The organism is Aquirufa lenticrescens, assembly GCF_019916085.1.
Lineage (GTDB): Bacteria > Bacteroidota > Bacteroidia > Cytophagales > Spirosomataceae > Aquirufa > Aquirufa lenticrescens.
Map to the genome: position 1 here is coordinate 1,707,014 of NZ_CP049834.1, position 17,299 is coordinate 1,724,312.

The 17,299-nt window shown below is 38.6% G+C and carries 15 protein-coding genes and 1 tRNA gene; 9 read left to right on the plus strand and 7 right to left on the minus strand.

Annotation, left to right across the window (positions count from 1 at the left end; genetic code table 11):
• Window positions 1-4,398 (minus strand): CusA/CzcA family heavy metal efflux RND transporter, encoded by a 4,398-nt coding sequence (locus tag G9X62_RS07665; RefSeq protein ID WP_130895639.1) that lies wholly within the window; start codon window positions 4,396-4,398, stop codon window positions 1-3.
• 18 nt (window positions 4,399-4,416) lie between these two features.
• On the opposite strand from G9X62_RS07665, the gene G9X62_RS07670 reads away from it, so the two are divergent.
• Entirely contained in the window at window positions 4,417-4,635 is a 219-nt protein-coding gene (locus G9X62_RS07670; protein WP_223130144.1) for a hypothetical protein, read from the plus strand.
• 46 nt (window positions 4,636-4,681) lie between these two features.
• On the opposite strand, the gene G9X62_RS07675 is transcribed toward G9X62_RS07670, so the two are convergent.
• Window positions 4,682-4,996 (minus strand): DUF6660 family protein, encoded by a 315-nt coding sequence (locus G9X62_RS07675; RefSeq protein ID WP_315857604.1) that lies wholly within the window; start codon window positions 4,994-4,996, stop codon window positions 4,682-4,684.
• 309 nt (window positions 4,997-5,305) lie between these two features.
• Between G9X62_RS07675 and G9X62_RS11285 the strand changes: the two genes are divergently transcribed.
• Both G9X62_RS11285 and G9X62_RS11290 read left to right on the plus strand, forming a co-directional pair.
• Entirely contained in the window at window positions 5,306-5,431 is a 126-nt protein-coding gene (locus G9X62_RS11285; RefSeq protein WP_223130146.1) for a type I restriction enzyme endonuclease domain-containing protein, read from the plus strand.
• A 24-nt stretch (window positions 5,432-5,455) separates the two neighbouring features.
• Window positions 5,456-5,719, plus strand: a complete 264-nt coding sequence (locus G9X62_RS11290; protein ID WP_338078491.1) for a DNA/RNA non-specific endonuclease — start codon at window positions 5,456-5,458, stop codon at window positions 5,717-5,719.
• A 46-nt stretch (window positions 5,720-5,765) separates the two neighbouring features.
• On the opposite strand, the gene G9X62_RS07690 is transcribed toward G9X62_RS11290, so the two are convergent.
• Entirely contained in the window at window positions 5,766-6,215 is a 450-nt protein-coding gene (locus tag G9X62_RS07690) for a hypothetical protein (protein WP_223130148.1), read from the minus strand.
• A 556-nt stretch (window positions 6,216-6,771) separates the two neighbouring features.
• Complete coding sequence (locus G9X62_RS07695; RefSeq protein ID WP_223130149.1) at window positions 6,772-7,389, minus strand: recombinase family protein; 618 nt, start codon at window positions 7,387-7,389, stop codon at window positions 6,772-6,774.
• A gap of 707 nt (window positions 7,390-8,096) precedes the next feature.
• Between G9X62_RS07695 and G9X62_RS07700 the strand changes: the two genes are divergently transcribed.
• From G9X62_RS07700 to G9X62_RS07720, 5 genes are all read left to right on the plus strand, one after another.
• A complete protein-coding gene (locus tag G9X62_RS07700) occupies window positions 8,097-9,365 on the plus strand; it encodes a hypothetical protein (RefSeq protein ID WP_223130150.1) in 1,269 nt (422 codons plus the stop codon).
• A 102-nt stretch (window positions 9,366-9,467) separates the two neighbouring features.
• Complete coding sequence (locus G9X62_RS07705) at window positions 9,468-10,217, plus strand: hypothetical protein (RefSeq protein WP_223130151.1); 750 nt, start codon at window positions 9,468-9,470, stop codon at window positions 10,215-10,217.
• Window positions 10,218-10,320: 103 nt separating this feature from the next.
• On the plus strand, window positions 10,321-11,844 hold the full coding sequence (locus G9X62_RS07710; RefSeq protein ID WP_223130152.1) for a DNA methyltransferase: 1,524 nt from the start codon (window positions 10,321-10,323) through the stop codon (window positions 11,842-11,844).
• Window positions 11,845-11,970: 126 nt separating this feature from the next.
• Window positions 11,971-12,291 (plus strand): hypothetical protein, encoded by a 321-nt coding sequence (locus G9X62_RS07715; RefSeq protein WP_223130153.1) that lies wholly within the window; start codon window positions 11,971-11,973, stop codon window positions 12,289-12,291.
• A gap of 5 nt (window positions 12,292-12,296) precedes the next feature.
• Window positions 12,297-13,823 (plus strand): tyrosine-type recombinase/integrase, encoded by a 1,527-nt coding sequence (locus G9X62_RS07720; RefSeq protein WP_261345568.1) that lies wholly within the window; start codon window positions 12,297-12,299, stop codon window positions 13,821-13,823.
• Between the two features lie 106 nt (window positions 13,824-13,929).
• Here G9X62_RS07720 and G9X62_RS07725 read toward each other — a convergent pair.
• The 3 genes from G9X62_RS07725 to G9X62_RS07735 form a co-directional block, all read right to left on the minus strand.
• Window positions 13,930-14,001, minus strand: a tRNA-Arg gene (locus G9X62_RS07725).
• Window positions 14,002-14,013: 12 nt separating this feature from the next.
• Window positions 14,014-14,730, minus strand: coding sequence for an RluA family pseudouridine synthase (locus G9X62_RS07730; RefSeq protein WP_223130155.1), 717 nt, complete (start codon window positions 14,728-14,730; stop codon window positions 14,014-14,016).
• 146 nt (window positions 14,731-14,876) lie between these two features.
• A complete protein-coding gene (locus G9X62_RS07735) occupies window positions 14,877-16,028 on the minus strand; it encodes an anhydro-N-acetylmuramic acid kinase (RefSeq protein ID WP_223130156.1) in 1,152 nt (383 codons plus the stop codon).
• Between the two features lie 68 nt (window positions 16,029-16,096).
• Here G9X62_RS07735 and lhgO point away from each other — a divergent pair, with 68 nt between their 5' ends.
• Entirely contained in the window at window positions 16,097-17,296 is a 1,200-nt protein-coding gene (gene lhgO / locus G9X62_RS07740; protein ID WP_223130157.1) for an L-2-hydroxyglutarate oxidase, read from the plus strand.
• The last annotated feature ends 3 nt before the right edge of the window (window positions 17,297-17,299 follow it).

The window sequence follows — 17,299 nt, forward strand, 5'->3', positions numbered from 1 at the left end:
TTATTTATTTCCTTTTAAGTAGTTTAACAATATAATGGACTGATTGAACTGGTTCACTGCATCGGTATATTGCAGCCTTGTATTGATAGCCGTTTGCAGGTTTTGGATATACTCCATGTAACCAATTTCGCCTTTTGTGTATGCTGTGTTTGAAATTCTGATAATATCGTCTGCCTGTTTTAAACCTGTGGTTTCGTAATACTGCAAACCTTCTTTTGCTTTCAGGTATTCGTTGTATTGCACTGCATAACTACTTTGCATGTATAGCAAGGTTTGCTGCCGTTCTGTTTCAATCAACGTATTATTAATTTTGGCAGCTTTTATTTTTGCTTTTTGTGAACCAAAGAATAACGGCACTCCAATACCTACCTGAAATCCTGCTATCCTTGTACCAGGGAAATAATTACGGTTAATTTTTGCTGGGTCAAACCCTTTGACAATAGCCTGATGATAATAGCCCACATTCAAATCAGGAAGTAGCTTGCTTTTCTCCAAATTTATTTGTGATGTACTTACATTCAGCCGTTGATTATAATACTCTATCAGCGGATTTGATTTTATTGCAGCCGTGTCAAACTTGTAATCATCCGGCATCTTGGGTAATTCATTTTCTTTTGGCATTACCGGTTCGGATGTATTCAGCCATTTCTGCAATACCAATTGATAACTGCTTAATGTTGTATTGGCTTGCTTTAACTGCAATTGGTTTTCTTTGTATCTGCTTTCGGCTTGCATTTTCTCCAACTGGTTTGTTTCACCTGTATTATAGCGAAGGGTAGCCCGTTTGAGAAAGTTGCTGTAAATACTATCCTGCTGTTGCAACAGCTTTATTTTTTGTGAACTATAAACCAAATTGTAATAGGCTTCGGTTACTTCTTTTATTATTTCATTCTGTGATAGCAATTTTGATTTTTGTGCTAATAATGTTTCCTGTTTCAGTAGCTTATTTTGATTAGCATACACAGTAGGGAAAGCAATTGTTTGCGTAATGCCTATGCTGTTATCAATATTACCGCCACTTGTTGGGTCTTGCACTAATTGCAGGTTTGTTTTATCAGGATTAAAACCTGTTTTTTGCAGTACCTGAGATTGCTGAATGTATAAGTCGGCTCCCTTTATTTGCAGGTTATTTTTTAAAGCTATATCAATACATTCCTGTAAAGTTTTTTGATTGCTTTGTGCATAAGATTTTTCTGCAAACAAACCAATGAATGTAAACAGTAACAGCACAGTCATTGAATTGCCCTGGAGTTTTGGTTTCTTCATTTTATTTGGTTTGAAATTAATTTTAGTGTTGAATAAAATGTAGAGTGCAGGAAGTACAAGCAAGGTTAAAAGCGTAGCTGTAATTAAACCGCCAATAACTACGGTGGCTAATGGCTTTTGCACTTCACCACCTGCACCTGTGGAAAGTGCCATTGGTAAAAACCCTAATGATGCAACTGCTGCCGTCATAATTACAGGACGCAGCCTTACGGCTGTACCTTTTCTTACCCTTTCATATATATCGGTAATGCCTTCGTCTTTTAACTGGTTGAAGTAACCAATCAATACAATGCCATTTAATACTGCTACACCAAACAAAGCTATAAAGCCAACACCTGCCGAAATACTGAATGGCATACCTCTTAGCCACAAAGCAATGATGCCACCAATGGCGGATAATGGAACTGCGGTAAAAATCAGGAATGATTGTTTTACACTGTTGAAAGTAAAGTAGAGCAATACTAAAATGAGTAATAATGCTACCGGCACTGCAATACCTAACCTTGCCTTTGCTTCTTTCAGGTTTTGAAACTGACCACCATAGGTATAGTAATAACCTGAAGGTAGTTTTAGTTTTTCATCTAATATGGGTTGTATTTCTTCTACCGTGCTTTCAACATCTCTGCCACGAACATTGAAACCTACAAAAGTTCTACGCTGCCCATCCTCATGACTTATTTGTGCAGGGGCTGTTTTGAATGAAATATTTGCTACCTGGTTAATAGGCACTTTGTTGCCTGATGGCAATGGCACATAAAGGTTTTCAATATTGCTGAAGTCTTTCCGCAAATCTTTTTGCAACCGTACCACCATGTCAAACCGTTTATCTCCTTCAAACACAACACCTGCCACATTTCCTGCAAAAGCAGTTTTCAGCACCATGTTTACATCACTGATGTTTAATCCGTATTGTGCAATTTTATCACGGTTATACTCCACTTGTATTTGTGGCAAGCCGCTTATTTTTTCTACAAAAGGTTCACTTACTCCTTTTACATTTTTTATCAAACCTGCTATTTTATTTGCCTGAGCATTCAGTATTTCCAAATCTTCACCATAGATTTTTATTGCCACATCCTGTTTGATACCTGTAATTAATTCATTAAACCGCATCTGCATTGGTTGTGTAATTTCAAAATTTACACCGGGTAAAATGCTTAGTGCTTCTTCCATTTTTTCCATCATTTCTTCCCTGGTATGTGCAGATGTCCATTCTTCTTTAGGCTTCATGGCAAGCATCATATCGGCTCTTTCTATCGGCATCGGGTCAGTTGGAATTTCAGAACTCCCTATTCTTGTTACCGCCTGTTTTATTTCAGGAAACTTATCCTTTAAAATTTTCTCCGCCTTGCCTAATGTTTCTACTACCTGCGTTAATGATGTACCTTGTGCCATGCTTATTTCAACAGCCAAGTCGCCTTCTTCCAATGTGGGGATAAACTCACCGCCTAAGCTGTTGAACAGGATTAAGCTGCCGGCAAATAATACTACCATAGCAGCCACAATAGTTTTTTTCCAATGCAAAGCCCAATTGAGTAATGGTGTATAAAGTTGTTGCAAGAAATCAATTATTTTATCTGATATATTGCGTTTATGTGTTGCCTTTTTACTAAGGAACAATGCACTCATCATTGGTACATATGTCAATGAAAGTATGAATGCACCTAAAATTGCGAAAGCTACTGTTTGAGCCATTGGCTTAAACATTTTTCCTTCAATGCCCACTAATGCGAATAGTGGCAGGTAAACTATTAAGATGATAATTTCACCAAATGCGGCACTGCTTCTGATTTTTGAAGCGGCTTCAAATACTTCATCATCCATTTGTGATTGCGAAAGTTTTTGCAAACCGACATGATGATGCTTACTCATGTAAATCCTATGAACAATTGCTTCAATAATAATTACTGCACCATCTACAATTAAGCCAAAATCAATTGCACCCAAACTCATAAGGTTGCCGCTTACACCAAACAAATTCATCAGTATAATGGCAAAGAGCATTGCTAAAGGAATAACAGAAGCTACTATAAGACCTGCCCTTAGATTTCCTAAAAGCAATACCAAAATAAACACTACAATCAGTCCTCCTTCAATCAAATTCTTTTCTACCGTACCCATTGCCCTGTTTACTAATTCTGTTCGGTCAATAAATGGTTCTATTACTACACCTTCGGGCAATGATTTTTGTATTTGTGCCATTCGCTGTTTAACATTTGTAATTACCTGTGCAAAGTTTTCACCTTTCAGCATCAGGGTAATACCTGCCACTACTTCGCCTTCACCGTTTCTTGTAACTGCACCGTACCGTGTTGCACTGCCAAACTGTACCGTTGCCACATCCCGGATTAATATAGGAATGCCGTTTACGTTTTTTACTACTATTTTTTCAATATCACTTAATGACTTTACCAGTCCCAAACCACGAATAAAATAAGCATTGCTGCGTTGCTCTATATAGCTGCCACCAGTGTTTTCATTATTACTTTCTAATGCCTTGTATATTTCAGGAATTGTAATGTTCATAGCATTGAGCTTGTCATTATCCAAAGCAATTTCATATTGCTTCACATAACCACCCCATCCGCTTACTTCTGCCAAACCCTCTGTACCTGCCAACTGCCTTTTTACAATCCAATCCTGCATAGTACGCAAATCGGTAGCGGTGTATTTGTTTTCATACCCTTTTTTTGCATGTATGATATAATGATATATTTCACCCAATCCCGTAGTAATAGGTGCTAAAGTTGGTTCACCTAAACCTTGCGGAATTTGTGCTTCTGCTTCTTTTAGGCGTTCACTTATTTGCTGCCTTGCCCAATAGACATCAGCATTGTCTTTAAAAACAATTGTGATTACGGATATACCACTCCGGCTCATGCTCCGCTTTTCAATTACATTGGGAATATTTGCAATTGCCAACTCAATAGGTGTGGTAATAAACTGCTCTACCTCCTGAGCACCCAATGTTGGTGCTTGTGTAATTATCTGTACCTGGTTGTTGGTGATGTCCGGCACAGCATCAATAGGTAACCGCATAGCGGATATAACGCCCCAAATAATGAGAGCCAATGTAAAAGCCCCCACTACAAGTTTGTTTTTTATTGAGAACTGAATTATTTTTTGAAACATTGAAAATTTTATTTGTTTATGAATTTTATTTATTGGTTAATCCTTGCAGCAATAGCGAACAACATCAAGATGCATATTATCGCTATCCCTACCGCTTTGAATACCTGCAATAGAGTAAGCGGTTTACGCTTTTTCTTTTTGCTTTTAATGGACAATTTGTTTTTGATTTATATGATTAATCACGGCTATAAACCGGGAAGCATACCACAACGTAAAATGAATTACATCAAACTATAAAGCCTGATGAATAGCATTAAGGAAACGAAATGTTGTGATTTGTAGATTAACCTATCTTAGGCGGTTGCCAAACAGAATGGAAGTCGTAGGAGTTAAAATCTACTTTGTAACGAAACTTCACAGATTGAAATAGCATTTTAGGCATTTTGTATAATGCCAAAGGCTGATAAAAAGCTGATGCAGGACAGTGGGAACAAGTACAGAAGGGAGTACAGGCTTCGTCACCAGTTTGGTGTTGTTGTTGCTGAGTATTAGCAGAAATCTTTTGCTCAGCCATTACATTACGCTCCTGCCTGTCATTGCACGGAAGGCAGGACAGCACTAAAAGGTAAATGCTCATTAAGAGGGCAAAAAATTTCATTGCGGCAAATATAAGCAGAAATATGAAAGGTTGTACCCCCAACCTGCAAAACTTGCAAAGTCTGCAAACTCTGCAATGTGTAGAAGGGTTTGAACTGGTGGGGCAAAAAAAAACCCGAAGGAACAGTTTCAAATGCGTTGGTATGAACCTGCTTTGATTTTGGTAAGGGTATATCCGGTTGCAGATTTTAGCACATCATCAACCGTTCTGGCAGATAGCTTGAACTTAGTGCCTACTTCGGTTGCTTCAGGATGGTCGCAACTAATCAATTCAAGAAATTGGTCTCTGGTTAATTGAGATAAAGATGTGATGAGACCAATTGCTGTAAAGAAGATACTTCGTAAACACGGTTATCCACCTGATATGGAGTTGAAAGCAACCGAGACGGTGATAGAACAGGCAAAGTTGTTGGCAACAGATTATTCAAGTAATTAAGACAAGTGCAATTCATTAAGGTTAATTTTCTATTTCTTTTACTATTATTGGTATCATGTGCTAAAGAAGAACCAATCACACCTGATACCGGAGATTACACCCCGACAACATCCAAAGATTATTGGATTCATTTTATCTAATTCGGGGTCATCTTCACCAGTTAGGAGTTTCGCAGTAACTGTTGATGAGATAGAGAAAAGGACAGGTATCGATTTCTTCCCACAATTGGAAGATGGTGTGGAGAATCAGATTGAAGGAGTTGTTAATTATGGTGGTTGGAACCTCTAAGAAGCCACCGGTATTGATGACTTCCTGTATTTTAAAGTAAGTAGGACTACTCTTCTAAATCTTCCAAGTCATAGTTCTCGAGATTAAAGTCATCATCATATAAAACATCCTCATCGTCAACTACCTCAACATTTAATTCGAAATTTTGGTTGGTGTCACTAATTTGGATATTCCTCCGCAAATTCCCCACATAATACATGGTTTGATTAAAATAATCTATGTTTTTGTTATTTATAGCACATATCATAGCAAGATTGAATATAAGTTCGTTTACTGAGGAACTTACGATTGCCACATTGTCATTCTCATCTATATTAAGTTCTTTAAGAACGGTTTTAAAAAATACCTTGAAGTATTCGATTTCACGAATAAGTCCAAGTTCGCTAATTATGCGAGACGCATGTGGGTCAGAAAATGTTAGATTAAGAATTTTGTATTCATTAATATCATTGTGATTCAAGTCCGAGTTGATTTCTATTAGGCCAGGGATTTTCATTTGTTAGTTTTGGTTTCCGCTTCATTCTTTAGGTTCTTCAGTAGTATCGATGCTTGGGACTCCGTTAAAATAATCTTCATTGAAACGGTCTTGGTTTTGTTCGTTTTTTTCATAAAAGTCCTTTACTATAAATATCGACTAAGACACCAATGTTCCAATTTTGGGAATTTTTTCTACCGGATTTAAAAATGGTTTTTCACCTTTTTTTCAAATCAAAAGGTTTTTAAGGGTAGACATTTCCAATTTCCACAAAAATTTGGTCCGGATTTTAAACGGGGAATTGACCGGGGTCTAAAAACGAAGGTATTTCATATATAAGGGAGGGCCGGAATAGGGACCTCCGGCACCGCCTCCTGTAGGGAGTGGGGGTCAAGGGTAGCAGCTTCTACCCTGTGACGCCCTCCTAATTACCGGGATAATACAGAATGACCTCTTTAAGATTTACTGGTGAGGTTTTTGGTGAATTCAATAACTGTAAAAAATCAAACACGTTTACCGGGACGATTATAAAAGACACGAGGTCCCTATAAGACTCTAATGTGTAAGTTGAGTCAAATTACATTACCAACATCAATTTTTTGACCTTGGTAATCGTATTGATATGAAGACCTGTAATCTTTGATATTTCAACAGATTTGTAGTTCTTTTTAAGCAATTCCATTGCATGTCTATTTTTTGACTTGGATAAGAATTTTAGCGGGTCTTCGCTGGTACCATGTTTTCTCCCTAAAAAAACGTTGCCTTTCAGTTTTGCCAGTTCAATTCCTTCTTTCTGTGCCGACTTAATCATGTTGCGATTCATCTCCGCAATTACAGACATCATGGCAATACACATCTTTGAGATTGGATTCTCTGTACCATCCTGGTTAAGAGTTGATAGACCTTGTTCAATAAAATGAACTGGTATTTTCCTCTCGACCATAAAATGTAGAAAATCAACAATTCCCTTCAGGTCACGACCGCACCGGTCGATTTGCCAAAAGGATACAGACCCTACCAAATCCATTGAGATTAGTTTGAACAGTTCCTTTCCACCGGGTCTTTCAAATAATGCAACCGCTCCTGAAATTTTGTCCTCTATTACCTTATCGTAGTTGGCCTCTTGAACTCGTTGTCTATCTAAGTTTTGGTCAATCGAACTGGTACGAACATATAGAATACTTAGTTTTTTCATAATATTAGACTTGTGGTGTTATAACCCTAAAATTATGCCTTATTGCGCTAGAATGCTGCATTTTTTGTTTAATTTCTACATGTCCAGTCTTCACATTTCAAGGTATACTCTAATATTATGTGTTTGAGTTATGATTGAAGAAGTCGTTAAGGGATTGGTAAGACTTCATCCTGTAATCGAACTCCTTCTTTGCATAATCCCGGTATTTCTTTGCCGATGGATGGTCACTTGACATCAGGTCATGAAACTGTTCCTTGGTTAATTGGGATAACGAAGTAATTGTACCTTTTGCGGGTGAATATTCTTCTGATGAGATGTCTTTTTCTGTCATTTTATAATAAATGGTTTGAGTTTCGAACATGGGTCAATTCCCACCACGTTAAATTACGGCGAAATCTGTTCTATTTTACACCCTATATTGTTGCTGGTGATACAAATATCCCAAGTATCATATTTTTTGTCAATTAGAAGTTACACCTATGGCCGGTACGATAAAAACCTCCTTTAAATTACAGGAAGTGGGGTCAGATTTCTTAGCAATTCCTTAGCATTGGAGCCTTCCCTTTTTAATTCATTTTCGATATATTTATTAAAAAGGTAAGAATTAGTTTGTAGTGGAGCTGATTTATACCATAAAGATTTAGAGTACTCCCCCTCATTAAAGTAACCGTCCACTACCGGTGAAATAGTGAGGGATTTTTAATTACATGTTTTCTTATTTTAAGGGTGGAATACAAGACAAATACCTCAACAGACATATCGACTTACCATCACTTGTAAGGTTTATAAAGAATAATCCAGAGGAACTTAAAATCGAAAAGGTTCGAGAACTTAGAAGAATTGGTAAGGATTACGATACACTAAAAAAATCCTTACCGAACGTAACACCTAATTGTTTACTCAAGGTTCGAAAACTTAAAGATGCAGATTACAACCTAATTGCACCATCATCATATATCTACTTTGATATAGATGATTATCCCAATTCTCACAAACTAAAAGACCGGTTCATCGATGAATACGGTCACCTAGCTTCTCTAATATGTATATCATGTAGTCGGGGTGGTATTTCTATCTTCTTTAAGGTATCTAATCATCTTAAGAATGAAAATGACTTCCTTATTGCTCGGCAACACATTATTGATAACATATTGATTAATGAGAAGATTGATACCAATGCTGGTGGTATTGCACGTGCTATGTTTATATCCTCAGACTCTGATTTATTCTATAACTATGAGAATGAATTAGACATACCGGTGGAATTATTTAAAAAGGGCAAGAATAAGGTTGATAACTGCCGGTTGGAAGATAAAAAACCTAATGATGATATGATACGTATCCATTGTGCACCCCAAGAACCATTTGTACCCACCCCAATCAAAGAAGTTTTAGAGCAATTGATACTGGAAACACCAGTAAATGTAAAGAACCCGGTAGTAGATTATAATGAGGTCAATTACGTTGAGATACGTTTTCAATATCTAATAAAGGATGGGTTGAAACATAAGACGTTCACAAATATGATTCATAAGTTAATATTCCTTAATCCAGTTGCCGATAAACATTTGCTCCAATCATATCTATATCATGTGAATGAGGGATATACCGGTAATAAGAAGATGGAGCTGCGTGAACTGATGGGTTTATTTGATACCGTATATAATGGTGCAATATTCCTTGGGAACTCAAAAGTCAAGCCGGTCTTAAAACGTATCCATTATAACAAGGATTGCGATGCAACATTTAACAAACGTAAAGTGTCGGGTAAGATTCGAGGTATCCTAAAAGAGAACGAAACCAAGCTAAAAATTAGAGCAACTATTGAAGAGATGGAAACCAAAGGTATCCCCATTTCCAAGTCAAGTATATCCAAATATTCAGGAATTCACAGGGGAACTATCATAAAACACATGGATACGAACCTTCATGACATAAAAAAAATTATAGACGAAATCAACGATTCTATTGAATAATGGCACATTTTATCTTTTTTTAATTTACAAGAAGAAAAAAGTTGACAAAAATATTTGTATGAAAATAAAACTTCACATACATTTGTAAAAAATTACAAGGGAATGAAAAATAAGGATTCGGATAATAAGGAGGTAAAGAATAAAAACCTTAAGATGTTGACAGAGGATTTGGCAACATTAGACTTCATAAACGGAAAGTCATTCATGGCATTTCCCGCTGATGAAATTGATGGGATGACTTTACCTCAGATGATTTCCGCTTACGAGTCAGGTAAATTCTCTGCTAATATTTTAGATGGGTTCAGAAAGATGGTATTTGCGGAACGGGATAGATTGGTTGAAGAGGTTTTAAATTTTTACACAACCAAACTTGACTTCAAGGATGCTGAGTCTTCGATGTCACCTGAAGAAATATTTCAAGTAATAGAAGAAAAGAAGATTCGTGTTAGACGACTTACTATGGTTCTTAAACCTGACTGCTATCAAACGATTACCAAGAAGGCTAACGGAGATGAATATGACCTGGTTAAATTAAACTGGATAGGTGATGATGGTGCCAAGTTCATCAAGGTTTCAAAGACATTTGGTTTGAAGGGGAAATTAGGATTAGAGTTTTCCATGAAAAAGGTACTTAAAGACTACTTCATGACTGAAGCTGAACAAGTAACGGATTGGAAACAATTACAAAAGTTTGCCAGAGCAGTTAGAGCTGACCATGTTGCGTCAATTGATGGTAAGACGTGGGTGTTTGAGTTCAAACTTAGTGACAAGAACGAGTTCATCAAAACAGCGTTAAGGTTTGAGTTGTGGGATAACTACTATCAAACATATCTAAACACAGGAAAGAATTAAAAAAAACGAGACGGATGAAAGTCCGTTTTTTAAGACCCAAACATGGTTGACAAAATATTTTACCAACTTTTAAACAAATTCATTAACAATTAAATTCTAACGCATGAAAAATGTAATTAACGTTGAGGTTATCGAAGTCGATAATATCAAAATTCACCCTTTGCTTGAGCAATTTGTGAAACCCAAAAAGAAGGACCACATCGAATACACCATGAATCGATTGGGTCAGTTTACTCCACTACTTGGTAATTATGTTGGAGATACCTTTTATGTAACGGACGGAATCGTCCGATTGGAAGTTGCGAAATCCTTAGGATTGAAAACTTTACAATGTCTGCACATTAACATTCCTGATGAGGATGTGGTAAAAATCAGATTAACCAGTAACCAGCGAACCAAAATGTCATACAGTGAGATGATGCATTATGGAGAGCATATGTTAGGTCTTATTGGAAAATCTCAAGGAAAGAAAAGAGATTTAATGGAGTTTGACTTCATTGACAAGGATGAACATTATGGGCTTAAGGGTAAAGAAAGATTGGAATTAGTCTGCCACTTGCTTGACCTACCAATCGGAGCGTCATCATTACGAAAGTTGATGGAAATCAAATGGTTCGAAGATGAGAATCCGGGGAATAAAGTAGGGATTATGGCCGGTTTGGAAAATGGGTTGTACAAGATTGATAAAGCGCATCAATTACTCGGTGAAAAGGCTAAGAAAGAAGGCCAAATTGCAGATAGGAAACGGAAAGATTATGAAGGGAAAGTAAATGATATTAGTTACCATTTATTTAACATATCCTCAATGGACCTTTCGGACATTCCTGATTCTAGCATGAGAATGTTCATTCAATCACCACCATATTTTCAGCTTCGGGAATATCGAAATCAACCTAAATCATTTATCCACGGTCAAGAGAAAACCTTAACTGAATACATCGATAATGAAATTAGATTTTACGATGGTACAAAAAGCAAGTTGTTACCAAATGGGGTCATCGTTATTATTATTGGTGAGACTTACAGAGATGGTTATCAAGGTGTTTGCACCAAATTGGAAACTGCACTTGCTGAGAATGGTTGGTATATTCATGATGTAAATACCTTTGTCAAGACCAACGCTAAGGCTACGCCTCACGTGGCAAGATTTCTGAATTCAAAAGAAACCATCATCGTAGCGGGTTTAAAACCAGCAAATGAAACGTTATTTAATGAAGTCACAAGACCCTCTTCAATTGGGGAGTTCAAAGTGATACCTGGTTCATCAAGAACCACTGGTGGTAAGGGATATTCAATGGCATCTCCTGAGTCATCTATTACGAATGTTTTTATCGAGTCTGTATTTCAAAAGTCAGAATACTCGGATGTTGATGAGGAATTTTATCATCAAGCACCTACTTCAGTCAAAATTTATGAAAAATTCATCAAGGCTTATAGCAATCCAGGTGATAATGTAGGGGACTTATTTGTAGGAAGTGGTTCGGGGTTAGAAGCGGCAATTCAGAATGGAAGAAATGGATTTGGCTGGGATGTAGACCATAAGTCTATCGACTTTTGTAATATCCGTCTTACAAAGCGTCTTGAAGAAAGAGAACAAGTGAAAATCGAATTATCGATTGCTGCATAATTTGTGGAATTTTAAAAATGCAATTGAAAATATAGAAAAGGCTTATCATTGCACTGAATGTCCTTTTTTGTGTTAAAATTGCTCCCAATTTAAAAATAGGAAGTGAGGACAAATAATCAATTTTTAGTGGATTTGAAGGAGGTCATCCAACCAGGTGGTCTCCAATCAAATCTTGGTTATAACCAAGTTACTACAAGAATTTCTATTAAGGAGCTACACGTAAAAAAAGGATACCATTGTAAACTAAATGACATTCTGAATTTCTGTCAGAATATTGAAAATGGCGAAGTTTTGGACCCTATTGAAGTTAATCAAAATAATATGATTGTCGATGGCGTGAAAAGATACTTTGCCTATAAAAGGTTGAAGTACAGCTTCGTTCAAGTTAAAGGAAGTAATGTGTTTATTGAAGAGTTTATAGGTGAAGGGTTTAAAATAATCAAGTGAAAGTCATGTACCAGTTTTTTTCTTTAAGGAAGTCTCAGAAGGACAAGAATATTGGCTCAATCATTGAAAGTATTTTCGATGATAGAACACCTGTATCAAGAAAGTCAATTGGATATAAAATACCGGTGAGACTTTGGGATGGAAACAATGAAAAAGTAAAAGTGAACGAAGGTGTGGATTACATTCTAATCAACAGTAGGATTCAAATGTTGAAAAACCAGTTCAGTCAAAAGATTAAAACTCAGAAGAGATTTGACCACCAAACACCTTCGTTAGTTGCTGAGAAGGAGATATGTTTTATTGAGTTCTGCAGGGAGATATTGGTCAAAGATTACGATTCTATCGCAACCCAAAATAAGTACACCACCATCGTCAATTCTATGGTTCTCTTCATCAAGGAACGCTACAACTTGGATAGACTTCCAATTGAAATTTTGCGTCGGTTTGACTTTATCTATGAGTATGCAATATTCATTGCAAAGCAAACCAATCGAATTAAGGACCCAACCGCTACAAAGAAAAACAACACGAGGTTCAACTACATTGTGGTAATCCAAACTCTTGTTAGGAAGTTTAATCAACACCATCCGCACCTTGAGACAATAAAGACCGACCATTATATTATCCAAGTACCAAAGAAGAACTTGGAGAAGATTAAGTCACGCATGTTGAAGAAAGATGAAATCGAAAAGATTATCAACTACCAAGAAATGGATGGTAAAAAGAGAATCAAGACAATGGAAGGGAAGTACCAGTTCCTGTTTCAATTTTTTACCTCAGGTCTTCGTGTTTCAGATATTCTGCTAATGAACTTTAAACACTTCGTAGATGGACGACTTGAATTGATTATTCAAAAGAACGATGATTTGTTATCTGTTCCTTTCTCCTTCAAATCTGCGAAACTACTTTCTTACTTTTACCCAATGGAATTTCAACGAGCCTTGGAATTAAATCCAATTGGTCAGTTAAATCTAAGCGTTAATGAATTGGAGATATTACTCAATATACATACTGAGAAGGATTTCGGTTCCTTAACGGTGTTGGACGTTGTCAACCTCAACAACCATCTTAAAAAAAATAAGTTTGATGATTACAGTGACGAGGTAATGATTATTGATGGTTTAATCCGTAGAATGGAGTCAATGGTTGCATACTCAATGTGTGAAATAATGGGGGAGAAAGAACCGGGACATGTTTTTGACTATCTCCCTTATGAGGATTTTAAGGATTTGAAGATTTTCGACAAGAAAAGGTTGAATAGAGACCAAATAAAACTACTGACAAGAGGTCGTTCCCGATATAACTCAAAATTACGAAGAATCGGAAGAGATTTGGGAATTAAGGAATTGTCAAGTCATGTTAGTCGACATTCATTTGCTTATCACATGTTGGAAAGTGGGGCTTCAATTGAGGAAATTTCTTTTGCCCTTGGTCATGCAACGGTACAACAAACACAAGGGTATTTGAAGCAGTTTCCACAGAAATTTGCTGATAAGGCAATAAAGGTTTTCGAGGACAGCTTTGAATTGTAATTCACACTTGCTACACAAATCTGCTACACAAATTCCCTTTTTACTTAAAATACAAAAGGACATTTCATTGCGAAATGTCCTTTTTTGTTGACCAGAGGTCAGTTTGTAGCCTCGGAAGGAATCGAACCTTCATCTTAGGTACCGGAAACCTACATTCTATCCATTGAACTACGAAGCCAGGGCTGCAAAATTACGAATACTTCTCCAAAGTCTTAACCAGCACATTGAAATCTTTTGGATAAGGCGCTTCCACTGTAATGGGGTCTCCATTCATCAAGTTGAAGGACAAACTGTGGGCGTGAAGAGCTACGCGGCGCATAACGGGTAATTCTTCCGTCTCTTTTTTCAAGTGGAAATTACGTTTTAGATCGGATAAGTAAATTTCTGGACCGCCGTACATCGCGTCTGAAACGATAGGCGCTTTGAGGCAGGTCAGGTGAATACGGATTTGGTGCATGCGTCCTGTGATGGGCATACATTCCACTAAGGTATACCCTCGGAACACTTTCAGGGTGCGGAACCAGGTTTCGGCGTGCTTTCCTTTGGCACGATCAATCACCACTTTTCCATCTTTCAAAGGTAATATGGGTAAGTTGACCAAAAAGCCATCCCAGTCCTGCATCCCCTCCACGACCGCGTGGTAGCGTTTTGCCGTTTCGCGGTGCTCGAACTGCATCGAGATGTGGCGGTAGGCCTCCGGATTTTTGGCGATTACTAAAGCTCCTGATGTTTCTTTGTCCAAACGGTGTCCCACCTGCGCATCAGACGAATATTCCTTCGCTAAACGCAAGATAGCCGGCGCTAAATCATCCTTCCGCTCATCCAGCGTAGAAATGCCAGAGGGCTTGTTAATCACAATAAAATCAGCATCTTCGAACAAGATGGAATCGGTAAATTTGTATTTCATATATCGCGCCGTTTCACGGCTTAGTCGTCAGTTGTCAGTGGGCAGTCCGGAGGAAATGAGTCCGGAGGATTTTTCTCTTTACTCATCGCCGAAGGCGATTCCAACTTTATGCTTTGTGCTTTATGCTCTATTCTTTAAATAAAAAATTATAAGGAAATCTTTCCCATACTCACCCACGGCGAATCCCCCAATCTTTCTGAACTTGGCGAATCCGCCAACGTTTCGTTCGCTAACAAAGCAAATAAAACTGCCTCTTTCGCCGCAGAAGGCATGCCTAGCTCATCGCTTTCGCAAACGCGGAAAGGAAGAAGCTCGGTTAAACGGGTCATGATTACAGGATTTTTGCTTCCACCACCACTCACGTAAACGCTATCATCGATATCCGATGGAATGTAGGTTTTCATGGCGAGGGCGATGCTTTGAGCGGTGAATTCTGTTAAGGTCGCGACTAAATCAGCTGGGCTGATCGAGGCGTGAATAATGTCCAAATTAAAGTATTCGGGGCCAGTGCTTTTAGGGAATGAATCCTTGAAAAAGCTCAAGCTCATGAGTTCTGCTAAAATGCCCGTGTCGATTTTTCCTGAGAGGGCGATGGCACCATCTTCGTCGTAGGCTTTGTTGAAATAACGGCGAACTGCTGCGTCAATCAAGGTATTTCCGGGGCCGGTATCTGTCACTAAAATGCCAGCTGGATCTCCAGAGGCAGGTAAATAAGTGAAGTTTCCGATGCCTCCTATGTTTAATAAGATTCGGTTTTCGCCTTTCTTGGAGAACAAGAAATAGTCTCCAAACATCGCCAAAGGAGCCCCCTCGCCACCAGCTGCTACGTGTTTTTGGCGAAAATCGGAAAGGGTAATAATGCCCGTTAATTGGGCGATATGATCGCCGTCGCCAATTTGCAAGGTCGAATGCGGAAGTTTACCTGTTCTGTCTGGGCGGTGCATGACGGTTTGGCCGTGGGAGGCAATCGCGTCTACTTCAGCTACATCCACACCCCACCTAGCTAAAACTTCTAAAATGAGCGATGCATGCAAACGTCCAATTTGCGCGTTAAGCGTAGAAAGGGTGGGGAAATGAATATTCTCTTTGGCAAAAACTGAACGAATCGATTCCTTAAATTCTGCCGGATAGGGGCGGGTGTCGTAGTGCAAAATCTCGTAAGACGTGTCCAGCCCAAAACCCGTGAAGCGAACCAAAGCTAAATCCAAACCATCCAGGGATGTACCCGACATGAGACCTAAAATGGTTCGTGTAGGGGCTTTGGAAATCTGATATAGTTGCTCTATCCGCGGGTTCATAGGTCAAAGCTACGAATAATTCTTTTTACCACCGTTTAGCCGTATATTTGTTGTTCAAATTTCATTTTATGGCATTAGACGTAATCATCGTAGGCGGGGGCATCGTGGGCCTCGCAACGGCGCATCGCATATTAGAGGCGAGACCTGATCTTCATATCGCTTTGTTTGAGAAAGAAAGTATGGTCTCCATGCACCAAACAGGCAATAATTCTGGCGTGATCCACTCGGGCTTGTACTACAAACCGGGTTCTTTGAAAGCAAAGAATTGCATTGAGGGTTACCATCAATTGATTGATTATTGCACGAAAGAGAATATTCCATTCGAATTGACCGGAAAAATCGTGGTTGCTTCGACCGAAGAGCAGCGTGGACAATTGGAGACTTTATACCAAAGAGGTCAACAAAATGGCCTGGATGGATTGAAAAAATTGAGCTTAGCAGAAATGCGCGAATACGAGCCGCACGTGACAGGGGTAGAAGGAATGTTCGTTCCTCAAACGGGTATCGTGGATTACCGAGCAGTCGCTGCGAAATTAGCCGTAGGAACCCAAATCAAGGGTTGCGAGATGCATTTAGGCGAGCAAGTGATTGATATTAAGAAAGGTTTGACTTTCTCGATCGTGGAGACGACGAAGTCAGTCTACGAAGCTAAATTAGTGATCAACTGTGCGGGTCTTTACTCCGATAAAGTAGCCCAGATGACCCAAAAAGAACCTTTGGACGTACGCATCGTACCGTTCCGCGGGGAATACTTTAAGCTGAGAAAAGACAAAGAATACCTAGTGAAGAACCTGATTTATCCGGTGCCAGATCCGAACTTCCCGTTCTTAGGGGTTCACTTCACCCGCATGATGAAAGGTGGCGTGGAGGCAGGACCGAATGCGGTTTTGGCCTTTAAGAAAGAGGGTTACAAGAAATTAGGGATTGATGTGAAGGAGCTTTGGGACACCTTAACCTGGCCTGGATTCCAAAAAGTAGCGGTGAAATACTGGGAAACTGGTTTGGGCGAAATGTACCGCAGCTTCTCAAAAGAGGCCTTTACGAAAGCTTTACAGGTCTTAATTCCAGAGATTCAAATCACCGATTTAGTCGAAGGCGGCGCGGGTGTGAGAGCTCAGGCTTGCGACAGAAATGGGGGATTATTAGATGATTTCTCGATCGTAGAAGATGCGAAAGTGATCAATGTATTGAATGCGCCTAGTCCGGCGGCGACCTCGTCCTTATCTATCGGTAAGACGGTGGCGGAAATGGCCTTAAGTAGATTCTAATCA